This window comes from Haloglomus irregulare, from assembly GCF_007421925.1.
Taxonomy (GTDB): Archaea; Halobacteriota; Halobacteria; order Halobacteriales; family Haloarculaceae; genus Haloglomus; species Haloglomus irregulare.
The window spans coordinates 299854-326538 of record NZ_QMDX01000001.1 but is presented as its reverse complement, the minus strand read 5'-3'; the positions used below and the strand labels follow the sequence as shown (position 1 = coordinate 326538).

The following is a 26685-nucleotide window of genomic DNA, read 5'->3' as shown; positions in this document are numbered from 1 at the left end:
TCAGGCGACGATGATGTCGTCCGACGCGGAGTCCTCGTCGGTTCCGTCGCTCGCCTCGTTCTTAGCCTCGTCGGCTGATTCGACCGCCTCGTCGACCTTCTCCTGGGGCGCCTCCTCGCCCATTCCCGGCTGACTGCCGGTCGGCTCCGGGGCCATGATGTCGCTGCCCGAGGGCTCGGGCTCGACCTCGGCCTCCAGATGCTGGATGCGCTCCTTGCACTCGACCAGTTCGTCCGTCAGGCCGTCGACGGTCGCTTCCAGGGAGCGCACTTTCGCCTCGAGTTCCTCGACCCGGTTGCCGGTCATACACCCATTCGGTCCCTGCCACCTCTTAAACATGCGTCAGACATCCACACCCCGTCAGACGCACGTCTGTCGCGCCGGCGCCGCCGCCCGGCGCGGAGTTCGGGGGGACCGGGACGGTCCAGCAGCCGCCCGCGACCCCGGTTGGCGACCCGCCGGTGTCGTCCCCGGGCGTGCGCTCGGACGTGGCTGGTCGGCGACCGACCCTGATTCCACTCGAACGCCCCGAACAACTCGAACGAACCGCCGATATCGTCCGAACGTCTGAAGGAACAACGGGACAACGGTAGTTACAGTGATACCGTTTCGCCGCCCCTCCGGGCCACCGACTCGGTGCGGATCGGCGCTTGGCCGCACGACGCACGCCTTTTTACCCCCCGTCACCCATCGGCGCCCATGACGGAGGTCGACGTGCCGGAGAGCCACCCCCGGTACGAGTCGCTGCTGACCCGCCACCGCATCGAGGCGGGCGTCGAGAAGGGGATCACCTCGAAACAGGGCCTCATCGCCCAGGGCCGGGGGGAGGCCTACGACTACCTCCTCGGCGAGCGCACCATCCCCTCGGCCGACGAGGCGGCCCGTGTCGCCGCCGCCCACTTCCGCCTCGCGGACCAGGCTGTCGTCTCGGTGAACGGCAACGTGGCCGCGCTCTGTCCGGGCGAGGTGGTCGAACTCGCCGACGCGACCGGCGCCGACATCGAGGTGAACCTGTTCAATCGCACGGCGGAACGGATGGAGCGCATCGCCGACCACCTCCGCGAGCACGGCGCCGAGGCGGTGCTCGGCCTGTCCGCCGACGGCCGCATCCCCGGACTGGACCACGAGCGCGCGACGGTCGACGCCGACGGCATCGGGAGCGCCGACGTCGTACTCGTCCCGCTGGAGGACGGCGACCGCGCCGAGGCGCTGGCCGCGATGGGGAAGACGGAGCTCGTCATCGACCTGAACCCGCTCTCGCGCTCGGCGCAGTCCGCGAGCGTTCCCATCGTGGACAACGTCATCCGGGCGATCCCGAACATCACCGAGCACGCCCGGGACCTGCGCGACGCCCCCGAGACGGCGCTGCGCGACGTCATCGACGGGTTCGATCCCGAGACGGCGCTCGGGACCGCCGAGGACGCCATCCGGAGCGGCGACCTGGACTGACCGTCCCGGACCCCGCTTCTCCCGACGGAGGCCGTACACCAGCGGCGCGACCGTCCGGGTCGCCGCGGCCCCAACGACTATTTACCACTCGTGAATACAATCTGGTGGTATGCAGAACACGGCTGAGTTCGACGGCTTCACCGACGCGAGCGAGGCACAGGTGACCCGGGCCATCGCGGGCGAGTGGCACGAGGAGTTCATGGAGTTCACCGAGTCCGACGTCATCATCGTCGGCGGCGGCCCCTCCGGACTGATGGCGGGCAAGGAGCTGGCCGAGCGCGGCGTCGACGTGCTGCTCCTGGAGAAGAACAACTACCTCGGCGGCGGCTTCTGGCTCGGCGGCTTCCTGATGAACAAGGTGACCATCCGCGAGCCGGCCGACCGCGTCCTCGACGAGCTGGACGTCGACCACGAGGAGAGCGACGAGGCCGAGGGGCTCCACGTCGCGGGCGGGCCGGAGGCGTGTTCGGGGCTCATCAAGGCCACCTGCGACGCCGGCGTCAACGTCCAGAACATGACCGAGTTCACGGACCTCGTCGTTCGGGAAGGACCCACTGGGGGGGCCGACGCCGCCGAGGGCCACCGCGTCGGCGGCGTCGTGATGAACTGGACGCCGGTCCACGCGCTCCCGCGGGAGATCACCTGTGTCGACCCGGTCGCCGTCGAGTCGGACCTCGTCATCGACGCGACGGGCCACGAGGCGGTCGCGCTGTCGAAGCTCCACGAGCGGGGCGTCCTCGACGCCGAGGGTATCGCGAGCGCCGAGGAACGGGCCACGGGGATGGACCGGACGGACGACGGGTCCTACGGCGCCCCCGGCCACGACTCCCCGGGCCACGACTCGATGCACGTCGCCGAGAGCGAGGACGCCGTCGTCGAGCACACCGGCGTCGTCCACCCCGGCCTCGTGGCGAGCGGGATGGCCGTCGCGACGGCCCACGGGCTCCCGCGGATGGGCCCGACGTTCGGCGCGATGCTGCTCTCGGGCAAACGCGCCGCCCAGGCCGCGCTCGACGAACTCGGCGTCGACGCGCCCGCGGTGTCGACCACGCCGACGCCGGCCGACGACTGAGACGGCGGCGGCTCAGACGGTCCCCGACAGCACCCCGACGAACCCCACTCCCATCGTCTCGTACCGCCGGTCGGTGGCCCGCGCGGCCAGCGCCCGTCGCGACGCCCCGACACGCTCGCGCAGCGGCGCGTCGAGGTCGCTCCCCGGCGCGAGTGCCCGGACCACGTCCCCGGGCGACGAGGAGGGTGCGCCGGCGGCGACGAACGCCCGGAACGCCGGGTTCAGCAGCCGTCCGGTGGGGTGGCTGCTCGCCGTGGCGTCCACGAGTGCGAGCCGACCGCCCCCGGTCGCCGCCACGACGTCGCACCAGTCCCCGACGGCGGCCGCCGGGTCCGCCAGGAGCCCGACGACGAACGTCGCCAGGAGCCCGTCCGCGGCCGCGACGGGCGGCACCGTGGCGTCGCCCCGCACGGCGTGGACGTTCGTCCAGCCCTCACGGGCGATGCGGTCGCGGGCCCGCTCCAGCAGCGGCCCCGTCAGGTCGACCCCGACGACCCGTCCCGACGGACCGACAGCCGTCCGGAGGTACGGGAGGTTCGCGCCGGTCCCGCAGCCCATCTCGACGACGGTGTCGCCCGGGTCGAGGTCGAGCGCCGCGACGGCGCGGGCGCGCCATCGGCCGACGGGTGGGAGGGTCGCGATGCGGTCGTACAGCGCGGCGTTGTCGCCGTAGAACGCCGCGACCGAACTCATCGGACGTGCTCGGCGAGGTCCCGGACGCGCCCGGCGACGGTCGCCGCGTCCGGACCGAGCACGTAGACGATGGGCTCGACGCCGAACCCGCCGGTCTGGTAGAGGACGTCGGCGTCGGGGGCGCCAGCGAGCGCGTCCGCGACGGCGGTGTCGATGTCGTCCGCGTCGCCCTGTCCGGCCCCGCCGGCCCCCGCCGCCTCACCGACGGCGTCGAACTCGACGGGGTCGCGCCCGAGGCCCGCGAGCGCCTCGACGATGGCGGGCGTGTAGCGGACGTTGCAGGCCGCCCGCGCCTCGTGGCCGGCGCGCCGGGCCGCCAGCAGGACGCTCGCGACGTAGACGGAGACGCCGAACTCGGGGTCAGCCGGGACCGCCGCCCGGCCCTTCACGTCGAGGATGCGCCCCGGGACCGCCGCCACGTCCTCCACGTGGGTCGCCTCCGGCAGCGCCTCCACCAGGTTCGAGCCGACGGCCGGCACGAGCGCCGCGAAGGCCGGCGACTCCTCCAGCGTCCGCAGCCCCTGTCGGACCGAGGAGAGTACCCGCTCGCTCGCCCGGAGCCCGGAGTCGGGGTCGTGCACGTCGAAGCCCCCCTCGTACTCCGCCAGCGGCGGGAACGCCGCCTCGTGGAGCTTCGCGAGCAGGTCGTCCTGCTCGAGCTGTCGGACCAGCACCTCCGCCTCGGCCAGCGCGCCGACCCGCGAGAGCTCCCCGGACGCCAGCCCCTGCCCCACCCCCGCGACGAGTTCGCGGACCCGCTCGTCCCCGGCCACGCGGCCGTTCACCTCGACGGCCCCGGTGGCGTACTTCGAGACGGCGCTCTGGCTGATTCCGAGCAGGTCGGCCACCTCGCTCTGGGTCAACCCCCGGTCCCGGAGGTCGGCAGCCAGCAGGGACCGGTAGGTGGGGAGGAACTCCTCGACCACGACCTCCTCGATGAACTTCATCTGCTACTGGTCCCCGCCGAACTCGCGGTCCCCCTCGATGCGCGAGGCCTGCGGGCCCTGCTGGTCCTGGTACTTCGAGCCGCGCTCGCTGCCGTACGGTCGGTCGGCGGGCGAGGTCAGCTCCGTGAACGTGAGCTGCGAGATGCGCATACCCGGCGTGAGCGCGACGGGCGCGTTACCGAGGTTCGAGAGCTCGAGCGTGATCTGCCCCCGGTAGCCCGGGTCGCAGAGCCCGGCTGTCGCGTGGACCACGACCGCGAGCCGTCCCAGCGAGGAGCGCCCCTCGACGTGCGCGATGAGGTCGTCGGGGATTTCGACGCGCTCGTGGGTCGTCCCGAGCACGAAGTCGCCGGGGTGGAGGATGAACTCGCCGCCCTCCTCGACGACGGTCTCGTGGACGTACTCGTTGACCTCGGCCTCGCTGTTGGGGTGGATGCAGGGGATGTTAGTCCGCTGGAACTCCAGGAACTCCCGTCCCAGCCGGAGGTCCACACTCGCGGGCTGGACCTGCAGGTCGATGTCGTCGAGCGGCTCGACGACGAGGTCCCCCCTCTCCAGGCGTCGGAGGATGTCGGCGTCGGAGAGTATCACGGGCGGAGGCGGGAGCGACGACGACGAAAGGGTTCCGGTCGGGTGCAACGGCGGCCGCCGAGCGGGGGTCGCCGCCGGCGACGACCCGGGGCGTCCACCCAGATGGGGCGGCTTGCCCCATGACTGACGGCGTTGCGTCCCGGTTCCGCGTGACAACATTTTATACGATGCTTCTGCTAGGGAGTAGCACATGGGGGGTAACGATAGCACACGCGGTGGTAGCGGACGGGCCAGTGACAGGGGAACGTTCGAGTCGGTGATGGGGCGGGTCGCCGGGCTGGTGGTCAGCGTCCGGGCGTATCTCGCCGATGGCCTGAGCGTCGGGTCGTCGGCCGCCGCCGAGACGCCGCAGTCGCTCGCCAGCGCGCCGCCGGTCCCGGACGCCGTCCGCGACCACCCGACCCGCACGTCGGTGTTGGCCGACGCGCTCGACCACTTCCACGATACCGAGGACGAGGACCTGCCGCCGCCCGACGAGGAGGCCATCCGACGGTGACTGCTCGACTTCTCGTATCTGCAGTATCACGACGAGATCGAGCGCTACTGGGTGAACGAACCGTTCGCCTACGTCTCCGTCCTGGAGGAGCAGGGGTCGAACGAGCGCCGCTACCGGGTCACCGAACCGGTGCTCGACGAGTACGAGGCGTTCGTCCTCGACGAACTGTCGAAGGTGCTCCGGGACAGCCTGATGTACCAGGACGTCGCTGACGGCGAGGCGCTCGACGAGACCTTCGAGGCACGCGCCCGGGAGCTGATGGACGAGCATACGGCCGCGCTCGACCCGATCTCGCACCACAAGCTGCTGTACTACCTCAAGCGTGACTTCGTCGACTACGAGCGTATCGACCCCATCATGCGCGACGAGGCCGTCGAGGACATCTCCTGTGACGGCGCCGGGGTCCCCGTCTTCGTCTACCACCGGGAGCACCGGGACATGGACACGAACGTGGAGTTCGACCGGGACGGACTGCTCTCGTTCGTCACGCGGATGGCCCAGCGGGCGGGCAAGCATATCTCCGTCTCGAACCCGCTGGTCGACGCCTCGCTCCCCGACGGGAGCCGCGTCCAGCTCACGTTCGGCGGCGACGTGGCAACGCGAGGCCCGAACTTCACCATCCGCCAGTTCTCCTCGGTGCCCGACACGCCGGTCGACCTCATCAACTGGGGGACGTTCAGCATCGAGCAGATGGCCTACTTCTGGCTGGCCATCGAGAACAACCGCTCGCTGGTGTTCGCCGGCGGTACCGGCTCCGGGAAGACGACCTCTCTCAACGCCGTCTCCTTCTTCATCCCGAAGAAGTCGAAGGTCGTCTCCATCGAGGACACCCGCGAGATCTCGCTCCCGCACGAGAACTGGGTCCAGTCGCTGACCCGCGACTCCGTCACCGAGGAGGGCCGCGGCGAGGTGACGATGTACGAGCAGCTCCAGACCGCACTGCGACAGCGGCCGGAGTATATCCTCGTCGGGGAGATCCGGACCGAGGCCAACGTGGCGCTGACCTTCTTCCAGGCGATGGCCACGGGCCACACCGCCTACACCACCATCCACTCCGAGTCGGTCACGGGCGTCATCAACCGGCTGGAGAACGACCCGCTCGGGGTCCCCACGCAGATGGTCAAGGAGCTCGACATCGTCTCCATCCAGCGGCAGGTGATGATCGACGACGAGCGGGTCCGCCGGAACGCCCGCGTGACGGAGCTGCTCTCGCGCGGCGAGGTCGACGACGTCTCGGTCCACGACGTCTTCGAGTGGAACGCCGCCGAGGACGACTACAACGAGATGTTCGACTCCCGGGTCCTCGACGACATCGCCGACGACCGCGGGTGGGACCAGGCCCAGCTCAACCGCGAGCTGGACCGCCGCGTCGAGGTGCTGGAGTATCTCGTCGAGAACGACATCACCTGGTACGAGGACGTCGCCCGGGTCATCCACACGTTCATGAGCGACCAGGAGCAGGTCATGGAGGCCATCCGCGACGGCGACGGGCTGGGTGACCTCCAGGCCAGTCGGCGTGGACTGGGCGAGCCGGAGCCGGCCGTCCCCGGTGCGGAGCCGGGGGAGGTCGACCGGCCGGCCGGGGCCGACCCCTGGGCGACGCCCACCGAGTCCGACCCTGTGGGCGACGGCGCGGGCGTGCGGAGCGCCGAGGAGTTCGAGGCCGGGGAGGGACTCGGCGAGATGCCGGAGGAACTCGACCCCGTCGGCCCCGGCGAGGCGGAGCCAGCCGACGACGGGACGGCGGCGGTCGAGACGGACGTCGTCGAGAGCGACCCGGCCGGGGCGACGGACGCCGACGGGGACGACGGGACGGACCCGGCCGACGGCGAGGTGGCCGCGACCGAGGACGAGCCCGGGGATGCCGACGAGGACGAGGTGACCGACGCCGACGAGGGTGATGCGTCGTGACCGAGGGGGACGACCCCACGACGGACGGGGGAACCGCCGACACGACGGCCCCCGACGGCGGGACGGCCGAGAGCCCGCCGGTGCCGGAGTACGAATCCGACCAGTACGTCCCGGGGACGGACCCGGCCGTCCGGACGGGCGTCCGGGAGCAGGTCCTGACGGAGAAGTTCGGCCCGGTCCGGGCCTATTTCAAGACCCGCCCGGACCGCCACTGGAAGCTCCAGGAGCGGCTCAACCAGGCTCGGTTCGGCATCACCTACGACGTCTACCTCACGCGCATCGCGGCGTACGCGGTGGGGACCGGCCTCGTCGGCGCGCTGACGGGGTTCACGCTGGCCATCGTCCTGGCGCAGACGGGCGCGTTCGCGAGCATCGACGCCCCAGCGCTCGTGCCGACGGCGTTCGCGCAGGCGGTCTACGAGAACCGGGTCGTCGTCGCGGCCGTCGGTAGTGTCACCACGCTCGGGGTGCTGTCGGGGTCTATGGCCTGGGTCGTCGGGTACAGGTACCCCTCGGCGGTCGTCGATGTCCGACGGCGCAAACTCGACGTGACGCTGCCCCACGCCATCGTCTACATGTACGCCCTCTCTTTCGGCGGGATGGGGCTGACGGCGGTGCTCCGGCGGATGGCCGAGGCCGAGAACACCTACGGCGAGGTCGCGAACGAGTTCGACATGATCGTGCGGGACGTGGACGTGTTCGGGAACGACCTGTTCACCGCCATCCGGAACGCCCGCAATCTCACGCCGAGCGATAACCTCGAACAGTTCTTCGACGACCTCCTCTCGGTGCTTGACTCGGGGGGTGAGCTGACGACGTTCCTCGAGGACGAGAGCGAGAAGTACATGGAGCGGGCCCGGACCGAGCAGCAGTCGTTCCTCGACGCGCTGGCGACGCTCTCGGAGATCTTCGTCGTCGCGTTCGTCGCGGCGCCGCTGTTCGTGGTCGTGACGATGATGATGTTGAGCCTGCTGGGCAACGTCGGCACGCTCCCGCTCGCGCTCATCGTCTACGTCGTCGTGCCGCTCGGGATGGCCGGCTTCCTCGTCGCCATCTCCGTGCTCTCGGAGCCGTACAAGCAGCCCTCCCACGAGCTCCAGCTCGACGACCGTTCGGCGGCCGTCCCCGACGGCGGCGTGCAGGCCCACCCCTACTTCGACACGTTCCGCCGCATCCGTCGGAAGGAGTGGTTGCAGGAGCGGCTCGCCGATCCAACCGCCCTGTTCCGGGCGAAACCCATCGCGACGCTTCTGCTGACCGTCCCACTGACGCTCCTCGGTATCGGCGCCCTCGTGACGACCGGGCTGGCCGAGCCGACGCCCGAGGCGTTCATCGCCGAGCCGGTGTCGACGACGGCCCTGCTCGTCATCGCGCCGTTCCTCGCCGTCGCGGTCCCGCTGTCGATCTTCCACGAACTCGCACGGCGCCGCGACCGGGAGATCGCCGAGCGGCTCCCCGACGCGCTGGATATCCTCGCCAGCGCCAACCAGATGGGAGTCGGCCTCACCGAGGGCCTGGACCTCGTCGCCCGGAACCTCTCCGGGCGGCTCTCGACGGAGCTCCGGCAGGTCAGCAACGACATCCGCTGGAACAACGACATCCAGCGGGCACTGCTGGGGCTGGCCGACCGGCTTCAGGTCTCCCAGCTCACCCGGACCTGCAAGATACTCGCCGAGGGCTCGCGCTCCACCGGCGACCTCCACCGGGTGCTGGACATCGCGGCCGAGGACACTCGCCACCGCTACCGACTCGCCCGCGACCGCCAGCAGACCCTCTCCTCGTACACCGCCGTCGTCATCATCGGCTTCCTGGTCTATCTGGCGGTCATCGTCATCATCAACGAGAGCTTCCTCGGCCCGATCACCGGGAGCGGCCTCGTCTCGGGGGACGCCGGGCCCGTCTCCATCTCCGGGGACGCCGTGGCCGCCTACCGGACGCTGTTCTTCCACTCGGCCATCATCCAGGGTATCGGTACCGGGCTCATCACCGGGAAGCTCTCGGACAACCAGGTGCTCACGGGGCTGAAGTACAGCATCGCCCTCGTGCTGATCGCGCTCGGCGTCTTCGTGGTGCTCTGAGGTGACCGGGAGCCGTCGGCCCTAAGCCGGTCGCCCTCCCAACCCGGGTATGAAACAGGCCATCGTCGCCCGCACGGACATCGGGATGGGCCAGGGGAAACTCGCCGCACAGGTCGCGCACGCCTCGCTCCGGGCGTACGAGGATACCGACGCGACGGCCCAGCGCGAGTGGAAGGGCGAGGGCGGGAAGAAGATCGTCCTGAAGGGGGAGTCGGAATCGCAGCTCCAGGAGCTGGCCGACCTCGCGCGGCGCGAGGGGCTCCCGTACTCGCTGGTCCGGGACGCCGGCCACACGCAGCTGGAGCCCGGCACCGTCACCGCGCTCGCGGTCGGCCCCGGTCCCGAGAACATCGTGGACAAGGTGACGGGAGACCTGTCGCTGTTCTGAGTCGGACCGTCGGGGTCGGTCGGGGACAGCCGTTCCTACCGCAGAAGTCCGGCTTACGCTGATTGTACCCCGAGTAATCGGGGAACGTCGGCAGTAGAACGATAACCGACTCCCCCTCGTCCGTCGCCGACGACGCCACTGCGGCGCCGCCTGCTGGGCGAACCCCATCGCACGCCGGTACCCCCCGACTCAGTTGGGATAGCCCCGGTAGTACTGGCGCGGCACCTCGACGCGGTCGAGTTCCCCGAGTTCCTCCGCGGCGGTGAGCGTGAAGTACGGATCGCGGATGTGCTCGCGGGCCATGATGGTCAGGTCGGCGCGCCCGTTCCGGATCACCTCGTCGGCGCCCCCCGGCGTGGTGATGCCGCCGACGGTGCCGACGGCGCAGTCCGCGCCGGCCTCGGCGAGCGACTCGCGGACGCGCTCGGCGTACGGCACCTGGTAGTGGGGCCCGGTATCGGGGACCTCCTGTGCGGGGTCGATGGCGCCCGCGCTCACGTCGATGAGGTCCGCGCCGTCATCGGCCAGCAGCGGCGCCAGCCGCGCCGTGTCCTCGACGGTCCACGAGTGCCTGTCGGGCAGCCAGTCCGTCGCCGACAGCCGGACGAACACCGGCTTGTCGTCCGGCCACACCTCCCGCACCGCGCGGGTGGCCTCGCGGACGATGCGGGTGCGGCCGGTGAAGCCGCCGCCGTACTCGTCCTCGCGGCCGTTGGTCACCGGTGAGCAGAACTCGTGGAGCAGGTAGCCGTGCGCGCCGTGGACCTCGGCGATGTCGAAGCCAGCCTCCAGTGCGCGCTCGGCCGCGGCGCGGAAGTCGTCGACGATGCCCTGGATGTCCTCGACCGAGAGCCGCTTCGTGGGGACGGGCCCGCCCGCGTCCTCGTCGTGGGGCCAGGGGGTCGCGCTCGGCGCGACCGTCGTCCAGCCGCGCTCGTCGTGGATGGGCTCGCCGCCATCGGCCGGCCGCTCCGTGGAGGCCTTCCGGCCGGCGTGGGCGAGCTGGATGCCCGCGAGTGCGCCGTGGTCGCCGATGAACTCGGCCGTCTCCGCGAGCGCCTCGCCGTGTTCGTCCGACCAGATGCCGAGGTCGTGGGGCGTGATGCGGCCCTCGGGCGAGACGGCCGTCGCTTCGGCCATCACGATGCCCGCGCCGCCGACCGCCCGCGACCCGAGGTGGACGTGGTGCCAGTCGGTCGCCAGGCCGTCACCGTCGCAGGAGTACTGGCACATCGGCGACACCATCACCCGATTGCGGGCCGCCGTGCCCCGGAGTTCCAGTGGGCTGAACAGGTCCGTCGTGTCGTCGCTCATGGCTCGCCTTCGGGGGTGGACGGGAAATGGAGGATGGAACCGGCAGCCCCGGCCGATGACTTGGACGATGAGGCCATAAGGTAGGAATTTGATGTTTTCGATATGTATTGGAGGAACAAGCTGCCAGATGGGCGCCCCGATTGAATATACGGCAGTGACAACGGATCAATCTACGAAGCCCTCGCGCTCTCGACTCGCGCGCCTCGCTGCGCTCCTCGCTCCCTGCGGTCGCTGCGGTGCTTGCGTCGGCGTGCTTCGCCGAGAGCGCTCGCCCTTCGATTCCACCAGGAACGCGGGATGGACGGTAGAGCGCACGCACCGAGCCAGCACGGTGTGGACGCGACCTCGAAGGGCGGACGAGCACACACCGTGCTGGCTCGGTTCGCGCCCAGCCGAGGCAATGAATCGGGGCGGGAATGGAAGGGGCCGGCCGGGGGCTTGCTACACGGTTCCGGCGTCGCTGGCGGTGGAGAATCGATCACTATCAGATGTAGGACCCTGGCACTGCACCTTCCGCCACGGTTAAACCGCCGCCAGTCGACCCGCCGACATATGTCACGCGCCGTCTGGCTGAAGGCCGACGACACGGTCGGCGACTGGGAGCAGCGCAAACGCCGCATCACTGCCGGCCTCGAGGCCGGCGTCGACTGGGTCCTCGTCGACCGCGCGGACGTGGCGAAGGTCCGGGAGCTCGGCCGGGTCGACGTCGCCGCCTTCGCCGGCGACGACGTCCACGTCATCGACGAGGCCGAGGAGGAGGCGGCCGAACCGGACGCCGTCATCGTCGGGAAACACGGTGAGGGCGATGGGACGGTCGACCTGCCGTCGGACTTCTCGGGGAGCGCCGACCTGACGACGCTCCGCCGGACCGAGGGTCCCGCCGGCTCGTACGTCCGCGTGCTGGGCCCGGGCTACGAGGAACTCGCGGAGGAGGCCGCCCGCGACGCCGACTACACCATCGTCGTGGGCGAGGACTGGTCGATCATCCCGCTGGAGAACCTCATCGCCCGCATCGGCGAGGAGACCGACCTCGTGGCGGGCGTCCAGACGGCCGAAGAGGCCCGCACGGCGTTCGAGACGCTCGAACTCGGCGCTGACGCCGTCCTGCTCGATACGGACGACCCCGACGAGATCCGCCGGACCGTCGACGCCCGCGACGCCACCGACCGCGAGTCGCTGGACCTCGTCACGGCGACGGTCACCGCGGTCGAGGAGGTCGGCAGCGCCGACCGGGTCTGCGTCGACACCGGCTCGCTGATGGAGCACGACGAGGGGATGCTGGTCGGCTCGATGAGCCGGGGGCTGTTCTTCGTCCACGCCGAGACCGCCGACTCGCCGTACGTGGCCAGCCGGCCGTTCCGGGTGAACGCGGGCGCCGTCCATGCCTACGTCCGGACGGCCGGCGGCGAGACGAACTACCTCTCGGAGCTCCGGAGCGGCGACGAGGTCCAGATCGTCGACACCGCCGGCAACACCCGCGAGACCATCGTCGGCCGTTCGAAGATCGAGAAACGCCCGATGTTCCGGGTCCAGGCCGAGGTCGAGGGTGACGGCGGGACGGACGTCATCGAGACGCTGCTCCAGAACGCCGAGACGATCAAGGTCGCCACCAGCGAGGGCCGGAAGGCCGTGACGGACCTGCAGGCGGGCGACGAGGTGCTGGTCTGCTACGAACCCGTGGCACGACACTTCGGCGAGGCCGTCGAGGAGAGCATCATCGAGCAATAAGACGAGCTTTTTTGCGCTGCGGGTTCGCTTGTGTGCCGGCCTCGCCGTCCTCAGAATCGAAGATTCTGCTGTCGAGGCGAATCGAGGATTCGCCGACCGTTGGAGAGCTCCGCTCTCCAAGAGGCTGCGGGAGAGCTTCGCTCTCCCGAACGGCACTCTGCGCGAACCGCTTGTCAAAAAACGTTCGGAAAAAAGGCTGCTGCCTCGCTCGGATGAGCCGGCCCTCGGCCGGCTCATCACTCGCTCGGCAGCAGTGAAACCGCGCCTTCGGCGCGGTATGCGGACGATGGACCCGCGCCCGTTTCGCTCGCGCGGCGCATCCACTCTCGATTGGAAGCTATACTCCTGTTGAAACGCTGAACCGGTGATAGGTCCTCAGGAGTCCTGCTGCATACAGGGCGCAAACGTAGCAGCGGTGTCACGGGCCGGACAGCGAAGCGGTCAGTGCAAAACTAGTAGTATACATCCCGTCTGGCTTCAGCTATGGAGCGACCTACCCGAGCAGTGGTCGTGGCCTATTCGTTAGCGGTCCTCGGAGTTGTGACGATGGTTCAGTACTCGGGTGTCACCGGTGAGCCGGTCATCAGTCTCCCCTCCAGTAAGGCGTGGATCCTGTCTCTCTGTATGGTTGCGCTCGGTGGATTCCTGGTAATGCTCGGAATCGCAGTCGCGTCCCGGCAGGGTGAGATACATCGTGGGGGGGAGCAAGCACCCGGCTGGCTACTCGCTACTGCTCTGTTCGAGACGATGGCCTTTGCGGGGCTTCTCGGTTCGGCGCTGGTCTGGTAGCCCGATCAAGGAGCAGCACCAGACCCGATGGACTGACCAGTAGTTATCAGTACGAATCGATCCCGGGCGGATGGGTCAGACGGTGACCGAAACAGACCAGATCGCTGTGTTCGCTACCTGTGTCCAGTCGCTCAACTTCTACAGCTGAAATCAGTCGCGATGGCGGGTTGTAAGGCCGTCTTCGCGGTCTATGTGGAGGACCGCTTCGGACGCCGTCTTGCCTGGTATAAGATTTAACCGAGGATGACTCACAACACACGGAACGTGTCCGACATACGTGCCAAGCTCCGGTCCCGTCTCCTTTCGACAGATTTTGCGGCGTGGAACAACCCACGACGAGTGAAAGCGTCCCTTCCCGTCTTCGTCGTCCTCGGAGGCGGACTAGGGATTCTGATCCAGTCGTACGGGGTGGTAAGTAATATTCCACTGCCCGTCCTCTGGACCCTCTCTGCGATCGTCGGAGTTACCGTTCTAGCTATGATCGATTGATCCGGACAGCTAGTGGCCACCCGATACGAGCATATGTCAGAGACGGTCTCGTATGAATGGACGCTCTAAGTCGGTCACTCGCCCGAACGACTCCTGAGGGAGTCGTCGCTATCGGAGTAACGGATATACCGCGCGTGTTCAGCCCTGCGTTCTCGGGAACACTCTCTGGCATATGCTCAGCCGCTCACGTTGTCCGAAAGTCTGTTCCCGCCTTCGAGGGCCACGAATACGGCGGGCATCCGCCATGCGAGCGCCATATCAGCGAAGGGAGGAATAGTGAACGTCGTGATGACAAGAGCGACCGCCCAGAGGACTTCTGCAGCCCCAGCGGCAGCCGTCCTGTTCGTGGTACAGCTGCCGTTGTGGATCGTCTCAACAGCGTGTATCGGTGATTATTCGCGCCGACCCAGACGGCTGGTTCCCCAAGAGAGCCCCCGAGCGAGAGCTGCTGCATACCCCTATATCCTGCGGACCAGTACTATCAGACTCCGAGGGTTTCAATAGAGCTGAACCCGTATCTTCCCGGTCAGTCGGCTGTTTTGCGGTCTCAGTTCCGGACCTGTTCTCGGGATCTGCGAGTTAGAGTCCGAGGCCGGCGGCAGGACACGTACACTCCCGGCCGCCGGGGGCCTCACAGCACGTAGCGCTCCCCGTCGACGGCCAGCGGTTCGACGAACGCCTCCTCCGCGGGGACGAAGTGGGAGACGTGGACGACGCGGGTCTCGTCGGCGTCGAGGTCCCGGCCGAGGCGGCGGGCGCCCTCGAAGGTCATGTGCTTCGTGCCGAAGGTCATGAACTCCCCGTCGACCTCGTGGTTCCCGCCGAGCGGGTGGTACTCGCAGAGGTGTTCGGGGACGATACCGTCGGCCAGCAGCAGGTCCGGGTCCCGGAGCGCCTCGCGCGAGTCCTCGGGCACCCCGTAGTTCGTGTCGCCGGACAGCGAGAGCTTCGCGCCCGTCTCCGGGTCCTCGATGGCGAGCCCGTAGCAGACCAGTGGCGGGTGGTCGACCGGGACCAGGGTCAGCTCCAGCCCGCAGGCCTCGAACGGCTCGAACGGCGTCCGCGGGACGGGGGTCACGGCGTCGAGGTAGTCGTAGCGCCGATCGACCGTCCCGACGACGCTCTCGCCGGTCTCCGGGTCCGTCTCGTCGGCGGCGTGGACCGGGACGTCCGAGACGAGCCGGTAGGCGTTGCCCAGCCCGTCGAGATGGTCGAAGTGGATGTGGCTGATCAGCACCTCGTCGGGGAGCGGGACGTCGTTGGCGAGGAACTGGTGGCGGAGGTCCGGGCTGGCGTCGACGAGCAGGGACTCGTCGGTCCGCTCGTTGTGGACGTGGACGGAGAAGCGCGACCGCTTTACCCCGCGCTCGCGGGCCGCCTCGCAGGTGTCGCACGAACAGTCCGGCGTCGGCGTGCCCGTCGTGTCGCCGGTGCCGAGCAGGGTGACCTCCATCTACCACCACTGACGGGCGCGAGGGGCTTGACTCCGACGCTCCCCGAAGCCGCGACGTGGAGGCGCCGCCGTCAGTCGTCGTGTGCGTGGTCGTGGTCGTGACCGCCGCCCGTCTCGCCGCCGTCGCCGGCGATCATGCTCCCCTCCCCGTCGATCATGTCCATGTTCTTCAGGTTGTCCCGCTCCTCGAACCCCTCGACGGCCCGCCGGAGGTCGGCCTGCGTGAGCGTGGTCCGCTCCTCGGTCAGCGCGTCCAGCACGGCCTCCCGCATCACGAGCCGGAGGTCGCTGCCGGTCAGGCCCTCCGTGAGGTCGGCCACCTCGTGCGGGTCGAAGTCGTCGATCTCCATCCGCCGAGTGACCACATCGAGGATGTCCGCGCGCATCCCCGCGTCGGGCTTCGGGAAGTTGACGATCTCGTCGAACCGGCGCCACGCGGCTGCGTCGAGCTGGTCGGGGTGGTTGGTCGCGCCGATGAGGAGCACGTCGTCCTGGATGAGCGAGACCTCGTCGATGCTCTTCAGCAGCGTATTGACCGCGCGCTTGATGGCGGCGTGCTCGTCGGAGGAGCGCGTCTTCGCGACGAAATCGAACTCGTCCATGAAGAGGATGCACGGGGAGAGTCGCTTCGCCACCTCGAACGTCTTGTCGACGTTCTTGGCGGTCTCGCCGAGGTACTGGCTGGTGATCATCGAGAGCTTCACCTCGACGAACGGCAGGTCGAGCTCCCGGGCCAGCGCCCGCGCGACGCTCGTCTTCCCGGTCCCCGGCGGCCCGACGAACAGGAGCTTCCCGATCTCTCGAAGGCCGATCTCCGCGAGGTAGTCCCGGTGTTCGATGGCCTTGACGACCTTGTGGATCTCGTCCTCCTGGTCCTGCGTGAGGACGAGGTCGTCCATCGTGATCTCGACCTCTTCGGGGGCCTTCACGTCCACGAGGTCGAGCATCTCCTCGTCGTCCTCGTCGAACATCTCGTCCAGCAGGGAATCGATCCACACCCGGTCGGCGTGGACCGGGCGGTTCGTCTCCCGGGCGGACTGGTAGTCGACTCCATCCATCCCGGCCTCGAAGTGCGATGCCAGGGTCGGGTTCCCCTGGATGCGGTCGGCGTCGACGCGCTGGGTGTACCACGACTGCGCCATCTCCCGGTCGGTCAGGTCGATGGAGCCGGAGAAGTCGTCGCGCTCGGTGAACATCAGTCCCGAGACGGCCTCCCACGGCCGGTCGATACCGGTCGCGGCGGCGGTGGTGTTGCCGGTCGTCGCCAGCGGTCGCTCGACCTCCCCCTCCGACCAGAAGACCCGCCGGTAGCGTGGAGGCAGGTCCCGCTCGTCGAGGTCCCGGTTATCGGTGTAGACGGCCGCGGTGAGGAGGAACTCGACGACATCGAGCTCTGGGCTGCTCATTCCCGGGAAGGTTCGGGCGGAAGCGACATAAGCCGTTCGAGACGGGAGACGTTCGCGGTGACCGCCCGTTCAGACGGCGACCCGCAACCCGGCGGGTGACGGTGACGGCGACGACCCCCCGGGCCCGACCGACGGACACCACGCGAGGCCGGGGCGTAACCGGAATCCCGTACCCGCGTGGTCGCGGTGAAGCCAAGCCTTTTGCGCCGGAGACAACTACGTACATCTACCAATGAGCGGCCGAGATATGTATCGCCAGCAGATCCTCGACCACTACAAGAACCCCCGCAACTACGGGGAGATCGAGGACGCTTCCTTCGAACACGTCGGGGAGAACCCGATGTGCGGCGATACCGTCAAGATGTACGTGAAGCTTCAGGACGACGACGAGACGATCGAGCAGGTCTCCTTCGTCGGGGACGGCTGTGCCATCTCGCAGGCCTCCGCCAGCATGCTCTCGCAGGACCTCCACGGGCGAACCCTGGCGGAGATCCGGGAGATGGACCGCGACGATATCTTCGAGCTGCTGGGTATCGATGTCAACCCGATGCGGGTCAAATGTGCCGTCCTCGCCGAGAAGGTGGCCCAGGACGGCGCCGCGATCCATCTCGGCGAGAAGGACCTCGAGGAGACGACCATCGAGGACTGAGCGGGCCGGCCCCCGGCCGTCGGACCACTACCACCCCTCGCCGGGAACTTATACCGTGCTACGTCGTAGCATACCACTGGCCATGTCCAGTCCCGGATCCAGTGCCGACCGACAGGTGAGCATCGGGCGGACGGTGTACGACGCGGACGGGAACGAGCTCGGACAGGTCCGCGGGCTCGACAAGCACGGCTTCTACGTCGCCACTGCCGAGGGCGTGGCGTCGATGTCGACCGACCACGAAGCAGGTGCGCGCTCGGGCCACAAGGAGCTCCACTGGCGTTGCTGGGAGTGCGGCGAGATCGGGGGGCTCGACGAGATGCCCGAGGAGTGCCCGGCCTGTGGCGCCCCGGAGGAGGAGCTCTACTACTGGGCGCAGGACTGAGGCCGTCGCGGGCGCTCGTGACCGCGCCCGCGACGACACCCATATACTCGCGAGCGTCGACCGGCCGGTATGGAGTTCCTCGTCATAGGTGCGGGGTCGCTCGGGAGCCTCCTCGGGGGGCTGCTGGCTCGCGAGCACGCGGTGACGCTCGTCGGCCGCGACCCGCACGTAGGGGCAGTTCGGGAGTCCGGGCTCGCCGTCGACGGGGCCGTCGAGAGCCACGTCCGGCCGGCGGCACGGACCGACGTACCGGGCGGGCGGTTCGACTGTGCGCTGGTGACGACGAAGGCCTTCGACACCGAGGCCGCGGCCCGCGACCTCGCCGCGGCCGGCGTCGACCTCGACACCGTGCTGTCGCTCTCGAACGGGCTCGACAACGAGACGACGCTGGCCGGGCACATCGGCGCCGCGGTGCTGGCCGGGACCTGCACCTATGGCGCGATGACGCCCGAACCGGGGGTCGTCCGCTGTACGGGCGTGGGCAGAACCGTTATAGGTGCACGGCGAGGCGGCCCCTCGGCGGCGGCCGACCGGGTGGGCACGGCCTTCGACGAGGCCGGCATCGAGACGACCGTGGCGGCCGACATGCCCCGGCGGCTGTGGGAGAAGCTGGCCGTCAACGCCGGCATCAACGCCCCGACGGCGCTCGCGCGGGCCGAGAACGGCGCGCTGCTGGCCGGCCCCGGCAACGCCGTCGCCCGCCGGGCCGCCCGCGAGGTGGCCCGGGTCGCCCGCGCGTCGGGCGTCGACCTCTCGGACGGCGAGGCGACGGCGGCCGTCGAGCGGGTCGCCGAGGCCACCGCCGCTAACACCTCCTCGATGCAGCAGGACGTGCTCGCCGACCGGCGGACGGAGGTCGACGCCATCCTCGGGAGCGCGGTCGATCGGGGGGACGATCTCGGCGTGCCGACCCCGACGCTACGGACGCTGGCGGACCTGTTACGGGCCTGGGAGCGTGAGCGCGACCTGCGCTGACCGCGGCGTGTTCCTCGGTTAGTCGCGGCGCTGTCCCTCGCGGAGGCCGTCGGTGAACCCCTTCATCGTGCGGCGGAACAGCAGGAAGAGGAACAGCACGATGAACAGGAGCACGGCGACGATGCCGACCAGTACCGGGTCCACCTGAACCATACCGTCGGATGCAGGGGCGTCGCGCAAAGGCGTTTCGGCACCTCCCGGGCCGCACGCGGACCGTTACCGCGGGAACCACCCCGTCGGGCACACAAGATTGATGCGCGCCGGACCGGTTGTGAAGGCCGATGAGCCTCCTGCCCTCCAGCCCGGAGGTGTCCGTCGAGGACGACCCGCGCGTGGTCGGCCTCGACAGCGAGGAAGCCGACGACCTGATGCAGGCCCTCTCCTCGGACACCGCCCGGCAGATGCTCTCCGCCCTCCACGAGGAGCCCCTGCCGCCCTCCCGGCTCGCGAACCAGGTCGACACGACGCTGCAGAACGCCCAGTACCACCTCGAACGACTCTCCGAGGCCGGCGCCATCGAGGTCGTCGGGACCGCCTACTCGGAGAAGGGCCGCGAGATGGACGTCTACGCACCGGCCGACAAGCCGCTGGTCATCTTCGCCGGCCGCGACGAGCAGGCCTCCGGCATCAGGGCGGCGCTCCGGCGGCTGGTCGGCGGGCTCGCCGCGCTCCTGTTCGGCGCCATCGCCATCCAGGAGGTGTTCGGCCGGGGGGTCCGCCGGCTCGCCGCACCCCTGTTCGGCGGGACGAGCGGTGCGGGGGGTGGCGGCGACGCCGGCGGCGGCGCGGGTGCCGACGGCGACGCCGCCGCGACGGCGACCCCGACGGAGACGCGGGCGACGACCCCGACGGAGACGCCGGTGGAAACCCGGACGGGGACGCCGGCACCGGAGACGAGCGGCGGCGGCGACGACGTGGGTATCTTCGGCGAGGAGTCGACCGCGACGGCGACTCCCCAGCCGACCGCCGCCGAGCCGGCGACCGACACGCCGGCGCCCGAGGCGACCGAGGCGGTCGCCGACGGGGCCGCTGGCGCCACGCCGACATCGACACCGGTCGCCGACACCGCCACGGAGGCGGCCCGGATGACCGCCGAGACGGGCGGGGCCGACCCGGCGCTGGGACTCCCGCCCGGGCTGGTCTTCTTTCTCGGCGGCGCGGTCGTGCTCGGCGTCGCGCTCGTCCTCACCTACCGGTGAACGGCCATGAGCGACCGTCTCGTGGGTGAAACGTCTCTTTGAGCCTCCGGCGGCTATTTTATATCCCCCGCCATACCCGTAATCGCGCCGAACGCTTCGGCCCTCCACGCCGACGCCCACGCCCTGCTTCCCGTTCGGTGCACCCTCCATCCCCGCTGTCGGATCAGTCCTCCGAGCCGCCGACGGTGAACCGCTCGACGAGCGTGCCGTCCGGTTCGACCAGTCGCCCGGTCAGCTCCTCGTCTTCATCGGCCCGTTCCAGCTCGATATGTCCCGGCCGGAACTGCCGTGGATCCGCGTGGCTCCCCGGGTTACATAGCGTCACCTCGCCGAGTCGCCGGACCGTCGGCCGGTGGGAGTGGCCCACGACGACGCCGTCCGCGCCGGCCTCGCGTGCCGCCAGCGAGAGCGCCTGCTCGCTGTGGTCGTGGCCGTGGACGACGACGAACCGGACGCCGCCGAACTCGCAGACCCGCCGGGCGGGCAGCCGGTCGACGACGCCGGGGTCGTCGCGGTTGCCGTGGACGGCGTGGAGCCGCCGCGCCGCGTCGTGGAACCCGTCGAGCACGGCCTCGGTCGTGAGGTCGCCCGCGTGGACCACGACCTCGGCCTCCGCGACGGCGGTCGCGGTGCGACCCTCCAGCCGGGTGCTGTCGGTCCCGTGCGTGTCGGAGACGATGGTGAGCACACTCGGTGTTCGCCCGCCCGACACTAAACTCCCGCCGGAGGCGTCGCGGGCGCGGTCCTCACCGGGCCATCCCGTAACGGGTCGAACGTGACGGGCCAGCCAGTACTGTGTCGGCATGACGGACCCGTCCGTCGGACCTCGACGATGACACGACTCGCCCGGGCTGGTGGTGACCCCCCTCGGACGGCAAGGCATCTGTCGACGTCGGGCCACGGCCCTCGTAACCGATGGCCAGCAGCAAATCCGTCGTCATCGCGGCCCTCGTCGCCAACGGTCTCATCGCGCTCCTGAAGTTCATCGGCTTCCTCCTGACTGGGAGCGCGGCGATGCTCTCGGAGACGTACCACTCCATCTCCGATACGGGCAACCAGGTGTTCCTGCTCGTCGGCATCCGCTACAGTGGGAAGGACCGGAACCGGGAGCATCCCTTCGGCTACGGGAAGGCGCAGTTCTTCTACTCCTTTCTCGTCAGCGTCTTCCTGTTCGGCATCGCCGGGTGGGAGAGCCTGAAACACGGCTACAACGCCATCCTCGACCCGCACCCGCCGGGGGAGGGCACCGCCACCCTCCCGATACTGGATATCACCTTCGAGGCCGTCTTCGTCAACTACGCCGTACTCATCGGCGCCATCGTGTTCGAGGCGTACGCGCTGAAGAAGGCGTGGGCGAACATGAGCCGGCAGATCGACGAGAACGAGTGGAACGGCATCCGCGAGGCGTTCAAGAAGACCTCGGACGTGACCGTCCTCACCGCGCTCACCGAGGACACCATCGCCATGGCCGGCGCCGGCATCGCCCTCCTCGGCGTCTTCCTCTCGCGAGTGACGGGCAACGGCATCTACGACGCCGTCTCGGCCGCGCTCATCGGCGTCATGCTGATGGGCTTCGCCGTCGCGCTGGCCTGGGAGAACAAGCGGCTGCTGCTGGGCGAGTCGCTGCCGAGGGAGGACGAGGCCGAGCTCCGGCGGATCGTCGCCGACTGGGAGGGGGTCGACGAGGTAGTCGACTTCCGGACCGTGTTCTTCGGCACGGAGAACGTGGTCGTCACGGCGGATATCGCCCTCACCCCCGACCTCGACACGGGCGCGATGGACGAGACCATCACCGCTATCGAGGACGCTATCAAGGCCCACCGCCCGGGCGTCCGGAAGGTGTACATCGAGCCGGAGACCTGAGTCATTCGACCGGCCGTCCCGCTTGAGAGCCCCCGACCACTTCCACCCGGCTCGGCGAACCCTTTTGTCCGGGAGCGAACTACCGGACTGCGTGGCGACGAGTGACGCCCCGGGCTACCTGCGCTTCTTCCCGTACGACCAGCCGTACGACCACCAGCGCGACGCGATGGAGACCATCCGCGAGGCCCTGGTGACCGAGCGGGACGTGCTGTTCGAGGGCGCCTGCGGAACCGGCAAGACGCTGGCGGCGCTGGCGCCGGCGCTGGAGTACGCTCGGGCCGCCGACAAGACGGTCGTCATCACGACCAACGTCCACCAGCAGACCCGCCAGTTCATCCAGGAGGCCCGGGCCATCAACGCCAGCGAGGCCATCCGGTCGGTCGTCTTCCGCGGCAAGGGGTCGATGTGTCACATCGACGTCGACTACCAGGAGTGCCAGGCGCTCCGGGACGCGACCCGCGAGGTGGTCGACCAGGCCGAGGAGGTGGCCGCGCTGGAACGGCAGGCGGCCGAACTGCGCGAGGCCGCGGCCCGGAGCGATGCGGACGACGGCCCGGAGACGCCGGATGGCGGCGACGTGGCCGAGGCCCGCGCGGCCGTGCTGGACGAGTTGGGGAGCGCCGAGGACGCGCTGGAGACGGTCCGGGCGGACGCCAACGTCTGCGAGCGCTACCAGCGCAACCTCACGGCTGACACGAGCGACTTCTACGACTGGCTGTTCGCGGGCGTCCGCACGCCCGACGAGATATATCAGGCGGCTCACGAGGCCGGCTTCTGTGGCTACGAACTGCTCAAGGACGGCGTCGAGGGGGTCGAACTCGTCGTCTGCAACTACCACCACCTGCTTGACCCGACCATCCGCGAGCAGTTCTTCCGCTGGCTTGGCCGGGACCCCGAGGACATCGTCGCGGTGTTCGACGAGGCCCACAACATCGAGGAGGCCGCCCGCGACCACGCCACCCGCACCTGCAACGAGGTGACGCTGTCGAGCGCGCTGGACGAACTCGACGAGACGGACGACTTCCGCGTCGAGGCCGCCACGCGCGTCGTCCGGGCGTTCCACGACGCCCTGGTCGAGACGTACGAGGCCGGGATGGGCTCCGGCGCCCGCTCCCTCGACGACGACTGGACGGACCTCTCGATCGACGCCGAGACCGGCCGGGACGACCTGACGATGGCGTTCCTGCGGCGGTACGAGGGCCCCGGCTACGAGCAGGACCTCGACCACGCGCTCAACCTGGCGAAGACGCTTGACCAGGCGTACCAGGAGGCGTACAAGGAGGGCGAGACGACGACGCGCAAGGAGTGCCAGACGCTGGGGGCGGCCGGCTTCATCGCGGACTGGATGGACGGCTCGGCCGAGCCCGGGCAGTACCCGGTCGTCAGCGTCCGCCGGACCGACTCGGGCCTCCGGGGTCGCGCGGAGCTGTACACCTGCATCCCCCGGCAGGTGACCGAGCCGCTGTTCGACGACCTCCACGCCTCCGTCCTGATGAGCGCGACACTGCGCCCGTTCGACGTCCAGCGGGAGGTGCTCGGACTCGACGACCCCGTGACGATGACCCACGGACTGCAGTTCCCGGAGGAGCGCCGGCGGACCTTCGCGGTCACGTCGCCGGCGCTGTTCGCCAGCGAGCGCGACGACCCCGACACCCAGTCGACGGTCGCCGACACCATCGAGGACGCCGTCCGGTTCACACCGGGCAACACGCTCGTCTTCTGCCCCTCCTACGCGGAGGCCGAGCGCTACTACGACCGCGTCGGCACGGCCGCGACGCCGTACCTCGACAGGCCGGGCGAGCGCGCCGAGGACCTCCGCGAGACGTTCACCGACGGCGACGACGGCGTGCTGTTCACGTCGCTGTGGGGGACGCTCGCGGAGGGGGTGAGCTACGACGGCGACGACGCCCGCACCGTCCTCGTCGTGGGGGTCCCGTACCCGCATCTGGACGACCGGATGGGGGCCGTCGAGGACGCCTTCGCCGGCGCGTTCGGCAGCGAGGACCAGGGCTGGCGATACGCCGTCGAGGTCCCCACCGTCCGGAAGACCCGGCAGGCCCTGGGCCGCGTGGTTCGCTCGCCCGATGACTTCGGGGTCCGGGCGCTGATCGACGAGCGATACGCCCGCAGCAGGGCCGACGACCTGGGCCAGTACTCCGTCCATGACACGTTCCCAGAGGAGGAGCGTCGGGAGATGGTGGACGTGGCCCCGGAGAAGTTGAAGTTCGCGATGCTGAACTTCTATCAGGAGCTAGATGCGTACGACGGGGCGCCGCCGGAGCCGTGAGCGCCCGGGGGCCGCCCCTCCGGATCCGGCGGCCGCGTCTCAGATGACATCCGCGCTACCACGGGCGACGGTCGAACGTCACCCGCCCGGAACGGTCCACCTTCGGGGGGACGACCCCTCGGCCCCGAACGTCCGCCCGGGGACCGCCAGCGTCCAACGGTTCCGACTGCGCGAGCCCGTCCTCCGGGTCGCCGGGCCCGGGTCTTATTAACGGACAAGACGAAAACTCTGGGGCTTGAGCTCGGGGATGAAGCCGACCCGCAGCGACACAACCTATTATGTGGATACATCGGTAATCAAGTGATAGCGATGGAATACAGTCACCGCTACCGTGCCTACCCATCAGGAAAGGTAGGGGAGCGACTGGAACACCATCTTGACGTTCATCGCCAACTGTACAACCACGTCCGCTGGGACTACGAACAAGCCCCAGAAGACGACAAACCCAGCGAGTACGACCAGAACAACAAACTCCCCGAGTGGAAACGGCGGTGGTCGGTGTTCGGTGAGCTGCACTCGAAAGCCGCACAAGCCACCGTCGCACGCTTCCACCGCAACGTCTCAAACCTTCGGAAAAAGAAAGAGAAAGGATACGATATCGGTCGCCTCAAACGGCAAGTACCCACCGACTACCGAAGCGTGACGTACAACCAGAGTGGTTTCGACCTCGATGAAAAGAGGGGCCACGACAGGTTCGCTTACGTTCGCTTCAGCAAAATCGGCTGGGTGAAAATCCGGTACCACCGCCCGATTCCCGACCACGCCATCATCAACGAAGTCACGTTCAAAAAGGAGACGACCGGCGAGTGGTTCGTCTCTTTCGGTCTTGAAGCCGACGACGCTGGTCTGCCTGAGAAACCTGACGTTGGTTCGTTGGACGCAAGTAACAGCGTTGGGGTTGACCTCGGTATCCAGAACTACATCCACACGTCGGACGGTCAGACGGTAGACTGGCTCGATCTTGAGGATGAGTATGAACGTCTTCAGCGTGAACAACGCAACCTCTCACGGAAAGAACACGGTTCTGCTAACTGGGAGAAACAACGTGATGAAGTGGCGAAGGTCAAGCGTCACATCAAGCGGAAAGTGCTGGACTACCAGCACAAGATTACGACGGGGCTCGTCCGCGAGTACGACGCCGTATTCGTAGAAGACTTAGACGTGAAGGGGATGCTCGAACAGTCGTACAGCGCTCGAAACAAGCAGGATGCGGCGTGGCGACAGTTCATCACCCTGCTCGAATATAAAGCCGACTTGTACGGCTGTCACGTCGTGCAGGTCGAAGCACAAGGCACAACCAAAGAGTGCGCTTCCTGTGGCGTGGAGACAGCGAAGCCCATCTGGGTGCGGGAACACTCCTGTCCGAGTTGTGGGTTCGAGACGGATAGGGATGCGAATGCGGCGATGAACGTGTTGCAACGTGGGTTTGACGAGTTAGGGCTGGGATGGCCCGAAGATACGCCTGTGGAGACTGTGACCGCTACGGACACGACTCAGTTTGAATCCGTGTCTGCAAGTCACGTCATAGAAACAGGAAGCCTCGGGGCTTGACCCCGAGGCGATTCACTCTGCGCCAGTCCACCAGCCGCGTATGGTGGACGCGTTCGAGGCGATCAGCTTCCTGACGCGCTCGGAGAACCGCGTCGCGGTACTGGAACAGCTCGCGGCGGGGCGGCATACGCAACTGGAGCTGGTGGACGAGACCGGCGTCTCGGACGTGATGATCGGGCGTATCCTGGAGGACTTCACCGAACGAGGGTGGGCGGTCGAGTCGGGAAGCGGGTACGAGACCACCCGGCTGGGTGACCTGGTCGCCGATGACTACGCCCGGCTCCGCGACTCGATGGACCTCTCCTGTCGGTTCGGGCCCGTCCGGGCGTACCTGCCGATCGAGGCGATGGAGTTCGACCTGCGGCACCTGGCCGACGCGCGGATCTCCGACCCCGATACGCACGACGTGATGCGGGCGGTCGACCGGTGGCTGGGACTCATCGAGGAGTCCGACCGGATCATCGGGACGGCCTACGCGGGCAGTGCCCTAACCGCCGAGGCCACCCTCGAGGCCGTCCGCGACGGACAGACGTTCGAGATGGTGATGGTCCGGCCGCTCTACGACGAGGTCAGAGGGGCCCCGTCTCGCGGACCTCTACCGCGACCTGTTACGCGCCGGGGCGACGATGTATCTCGAACCGGACGGAACGGACATCAGCTGGGCCATCGCCCTCTGTGACGACATCGCCGCGATGGCCGGCTACGACGAACAGCGGAGCTTCCGGGTGGGGGTCGAGAGCCGTGCCGACCCGGTTCGCCGATGGGTCCGGGAGACGTACACCGATCTGCGCGCGGACTCGCGCCAGCTCACACCCGCGGACTTCGGCAACTGACCTGACCACGGGCCTCGTCGCCCGGCTCACACCGTGTACGTGCCTCACGGGGTGAAGGAGTCGCACACCATGTGTCATTTCATCGATAATAAATAAGTGGCGAGCGACCCCCGGTTCATCCGGGGATGCACCCCTGATTCGA

Annotated in this window: 26 protein-coding genes; 17 read left to right on the top strand and 9 right to left on the bottom strand. The window is 68.8% G+C overall.

The genetic code is table 11. The features are described from left to right. The gene (locus DP107_RS01785) at positions 1–306 is read right to left on the bottom strand and encodes a DUF7518 family protein (RefSeq protein WP_144260416.1); all 306 of its coding nucleotides are present in this window, start codon (positions 304–306) and stop codon (positions 1–3) included. Between the two features lie 393 nt (positions 307–699). Between DP107_RS01785 and DP107_RS01780 the strand changes: the two genes are divergently transcribed. Continuing rightward, complete coding sequence (locus tag DP107_RS01780) at positions 700–1449, top strand: 4-phosphopantoate--beta-alanine ligase (protein ID WP_144260415.1); 750 nt, start codon at positions 700–702, stop codon at positions 1447–1449. A gap of 109 nt (positions 1450–1558) precedes the next feature. After that, positions 1559–2521 (top strand): thiazole biosynthesis protein, encoded by a 963-nt coding sequence (locus DP107_RS01775; RefSeq protein WP_144260414.1) that lies wholly within the window; start codon positions 1559–1561, stop codon positions 2519–2521. Positions 2522–2533: 12 nt separating this feature from the next. On the opposite strand, the gene DP107_RS01770 is transcribed toward DP107_RS01775, so the two are convergent. The 3 genes from DP107_RS01770 to dcd are packed head-to-tail and all read right to left on the bottom strand — an operon-like array spanning position 2534 to position 4752. Further along, entirely contained in the window at positions 2534–3214 is a 681-nt protein-coding gene (locus DP107_RS01770) for a class I SAM-dependent methyltransferase (RefSeq protein ID WP_144260413.1), read from the bottom strand. Beyond that, complete coding sequence (locus tag DP107_RS01765; protein ID WP_144260412.1) at positions 3211–4161, bottom strand: thiamine-phosphate synthase family protein; 951 nt, start codon at positions 4159–4161, stop codon at positions 3211–3213. The genes DP107_RS01770 and DP107_RS01765 overlap by 4 nt, the downstream gene beginning before the upstream one ends. 3 nt (positions 4162–4164) lie before the next feature. Then, the gene (dcd, locus tag DP107_RS01760; protein ID WP_144260411.1) at positions 4165–4752 is read right to left on the bottom strand and encodes a dCTP deaminase; all 588 of its coding nucleotides are present in this window, start codon (positions 4750–4752) and stop codon (positions 4165–4167) included. A 190-nt stretch (positions 4753–4942) separates the two neighbouring features. Here dcd and DP107_RS01755 point away from each other — a divergent pair, with 190 nt between their 5' ends. From DP107_RS01755 to pth2, 4 genes are read left to right on the top strand one after another with little or no spacing between them, the layout of a single operon-like run. Beyond that, on the top strand, positions 4943–5248 hold the full coding sequence (locus DP107_RS01755; protein ID WP_144260410.1) for a hypothetical protein: 306 nt from the start codon (positions 4943–4945) through the stop codon (positions 5246–5248). Positions 5249–5299: 51 nt separating this feature from the next. Continuing rightward, a complete protein-coding gene (locus DP107_RS01750) occupies positions 5300–7159 on the top strand; it encodes an ATPase, T2SS/T4P/T4SS family (RefSeq protein ID WP_144260409.1) in 1860 nt (619 codons plus the stop codon). Beyond that, positions 7156–9237: a type II secretion system F family protein gene (locus tag DP107_RS01745; protein WP_144260408.1), complete on the top strand. Its 2082-nt coding sequence runs from the start codon at positions 7156–7158 to the stop codon at positions 9235–9237. The genes DP107_RS01750 and DP107_RS01745 overlap by 4 nt, the downstream gene beginning before the upstream one ends. A 49-nt stretch (positions 9238–9286) precedes the next feature. Next, positions 9287–9625, top strand: a complete 339-nt coding sequence (gene pth2, locus DP107_RS01740) for a peptidyl-tRNA hydrolase Pth2 (RefSeq protein ID WP_144260407.1) — start codon at positions 9287–9289, stop codon at positions 9623–9625. 189 nt (positions 9626–9814) lie between these two features. Here the strand turns inward: pth2 and DP107_RS01735 are convergent, their stop codons facing one another. Further along, positions 9815–10939, bottom strand: coding sequence for an NADH:flavin oxidoreductase/NADH oxidase (locus tag DP107_RS01735; RefSeq protein WP_144260406.1), 1125 nt, complete (start codon positions 10937–10939; stop codon positions 9815–9817). 552 nt (positions 10940–11491) lie between these two features. On the opposite strand from DP107_RS01735, the gene DP107_RS01730 reads away from it, so the two are divergent. Beyond that, positions 11492–12667: a 3-dehydroquinate synthase II gene (locus DP107_RS01730; protein WP_144260405.1), complete on the top strand. Its 1176-nt coding sequence runs from the start codon at positions 11492–11494 to the stop codon at positions 12665–12667. Between the two features lie 483 nt (positions 12668–13150). Next, entirely contained in the window at positions 13151–13456 is a 306-nt protein-coding gene (locus DP107_RS19735) for a hypothetical protein (RefSeq protein WP_185977127.1), read from the top strand. Between the two features lie 1120 nt (positions 13457–14576). On the opposite strand, the gene DP107_RS01725 is transcribed toward DP107_RS19735, so the two are convergent. Both DP107_RS01725 and DP107_RS01720 read right to left on the bottom strand, forming a co-directional pair. Beyond that, entirely contained in the window at positions 14577–15398 is an 822-nt protein-coding gene (locus DP107_RS01725) for an MBL fold metallo-hydrolase (RefSeq protein ID WP_144260404.1), read from the bottom strand. 71 nt (positions 15399–15469) lie between these two features. Beyond that, a complete protein-coding gene (locus DP107_RS01720; RefSeq protein ID WP_144260403.1) occupies positions 15470–16804 on the bottom strand; it encodes an ATP-binding protein in 1335 nt (444 codons plus the stop codon). A gap of 232 nt (positions 16805–17036) precedes the next feature. Between DP107_RS01720 and sufU the strand changes: the two genes are divergently transcribed. From sufU to DP107_RS01705, 3 genes are all read left to right on the top strand, one after another. Then, positions 17037–17453: a Fe-S cluster assembly sulfur transfer protein SufU gene (sufU, locus tag DP107_RS01715; protein ID WP_144260402.1), complete on the top strand. Its 417-nt coding sequence runs from the start codon at positions 17037–17039 to the stop codon at positions 17451–17453. A gap of 82 nt (positions 17454–17535) precedes the next feature. Then, on the top strand, positions 17536–17835 hold the full coding sequence (locus tag DP107_RS01710) for a DUF7130 family rubredoxin-like protein (RefSeq protein WP_144260401.1): 300 nt from the start codon (positions 17536–17538) through the stop codon (positions 17833–17835). Between the two features lie 69 nt (positions 17836–17904). Then, positions 17905–18810, top strand: coding sequence for a ketopantoate reductase family protein (locus tag DP107_RS01705; RefSeq protein ID WP_144260400.1), 906 nt, complete (start codon positions 17905–17907; stop codon positions 18808–18810). Between the two features lie 18 nt (positions 18811–18828). Here the strand turns inward: DP107_RS01705 and DP107_RS21035 are convergent, their stop codons facing one another. Then, on the bottom strand, positions 18829–18963 hold the full coding sequence (locus DP107_RS21035; RefSeq protein WP_272949812.1) for a DUF7859 family protein: 135 nt from the start codon (positions 18961–18963) through the stop codon (positions 18829–18831). A 128-nt stretch (positions 18964–19091) separates the two neighbouring features. Between DP107_RS21035 and DP107_RS01700 the strand changes: the two genes are divergently transcribed. Next, positions 19092–20009 (top strand): ArsR/SmtB family transcription factor, encoded by a 918-nt coding sequence (locus tag DP107_RS01700; RefSeq protein ID WP_144260399.1) that lies wholly within the window; start codon positions 19092–19094, stop codon positions 20007–20009. Between the two features lie 163 nt (positions 20010–20172). Here DP107_RS01700 and DP107_RS01695 read toward each other — a convergent pair whose 3' ends face one another. Beyond that, the gene (locus tag DP107_RS01695; protein ID WP_144260398.1) at positions 20173–20697 is read right to left on the bottom strand and encodes a metallophosphoesterase; all 525 of its coding nucleotides are present in this window, start codon (positions 20695–20697) and stop codon (positions 20173–20175) included. 227 nt (positions 20698–20924) lie between these two features. On the opposite strand from DP107_RS01695, the gene DP107_RS01690 reads away from it, so the two are divergent. The 5 genes from DP107_RS01690 to DP107_RS01670 all read left to right on the top strand — a co-directional run bounded on the left by DP107_RS01690 (position 20925) and on the right by DP107_RS01670 (position 26543). After that, the gene (locus tag DP107_RS01690) at positions 20925–21872 is read left to right on the top strand and encodes a cation diffusion facilitator family transporter (RefSeq protein ID WP_144260397.1); all 948 of its coding nucleotides are present in this window, start codon (positions 20925–20927) and stop codon (positions 21870–21872) included. Between the two features lie 91 nt (positions 21873–21963). Next, positions 21964–24159 (top strand): ATP-dependent DNA helicase, encoded by a 2196-nt coding sequence (locus DP107_RS01685; RefSeq protein ID WP_144260396.1) that lies wholly within the window; start codon positions 21964–21966, stop codon positions 24157–24159. A 309-nt stretch (positions 24160–24468) separates the two neighbouring features. Then, positions 24469–25710 (top strand): RNA-guided endonuclease InsQ/TnpB family protein, encoded by a 1242-nt coding sequence (locus tag DP107_RS01680; protein WP_144260395.1) that lies wholly within the window; start codon positions 24469–24471, stop codon positions 25708–25710. Positions 25711–25750: 40 nt separating this feature from the next. Then, positions 25751–26389 carry a helix-turn-helix transcriptional regulator gene (locus DP107_RS01675; protein WP_144260394.1) on the top strand — a complete coding sequence of 213 codons (639 nt, stop codon included), beginning with the start codon at positions 25751–25753 and terminating at the stop codon, positions 26387–26389. Beyond that, a complete protein-coding gene (locus tag DP107_RS01670; protein ID WP_144260393.1) occupies positions 26337–26543 on the top strand; it encodes a hypothetical protein in 207 nt (68 codons plus the stop codon). Before DP107_RS01675 ends, DP107_RS01670 begins: the two co-directional genes overlap by 53 nt. The last annotated feature ends 142 nt before the right edge of the window (positions 26544–26685 follow it).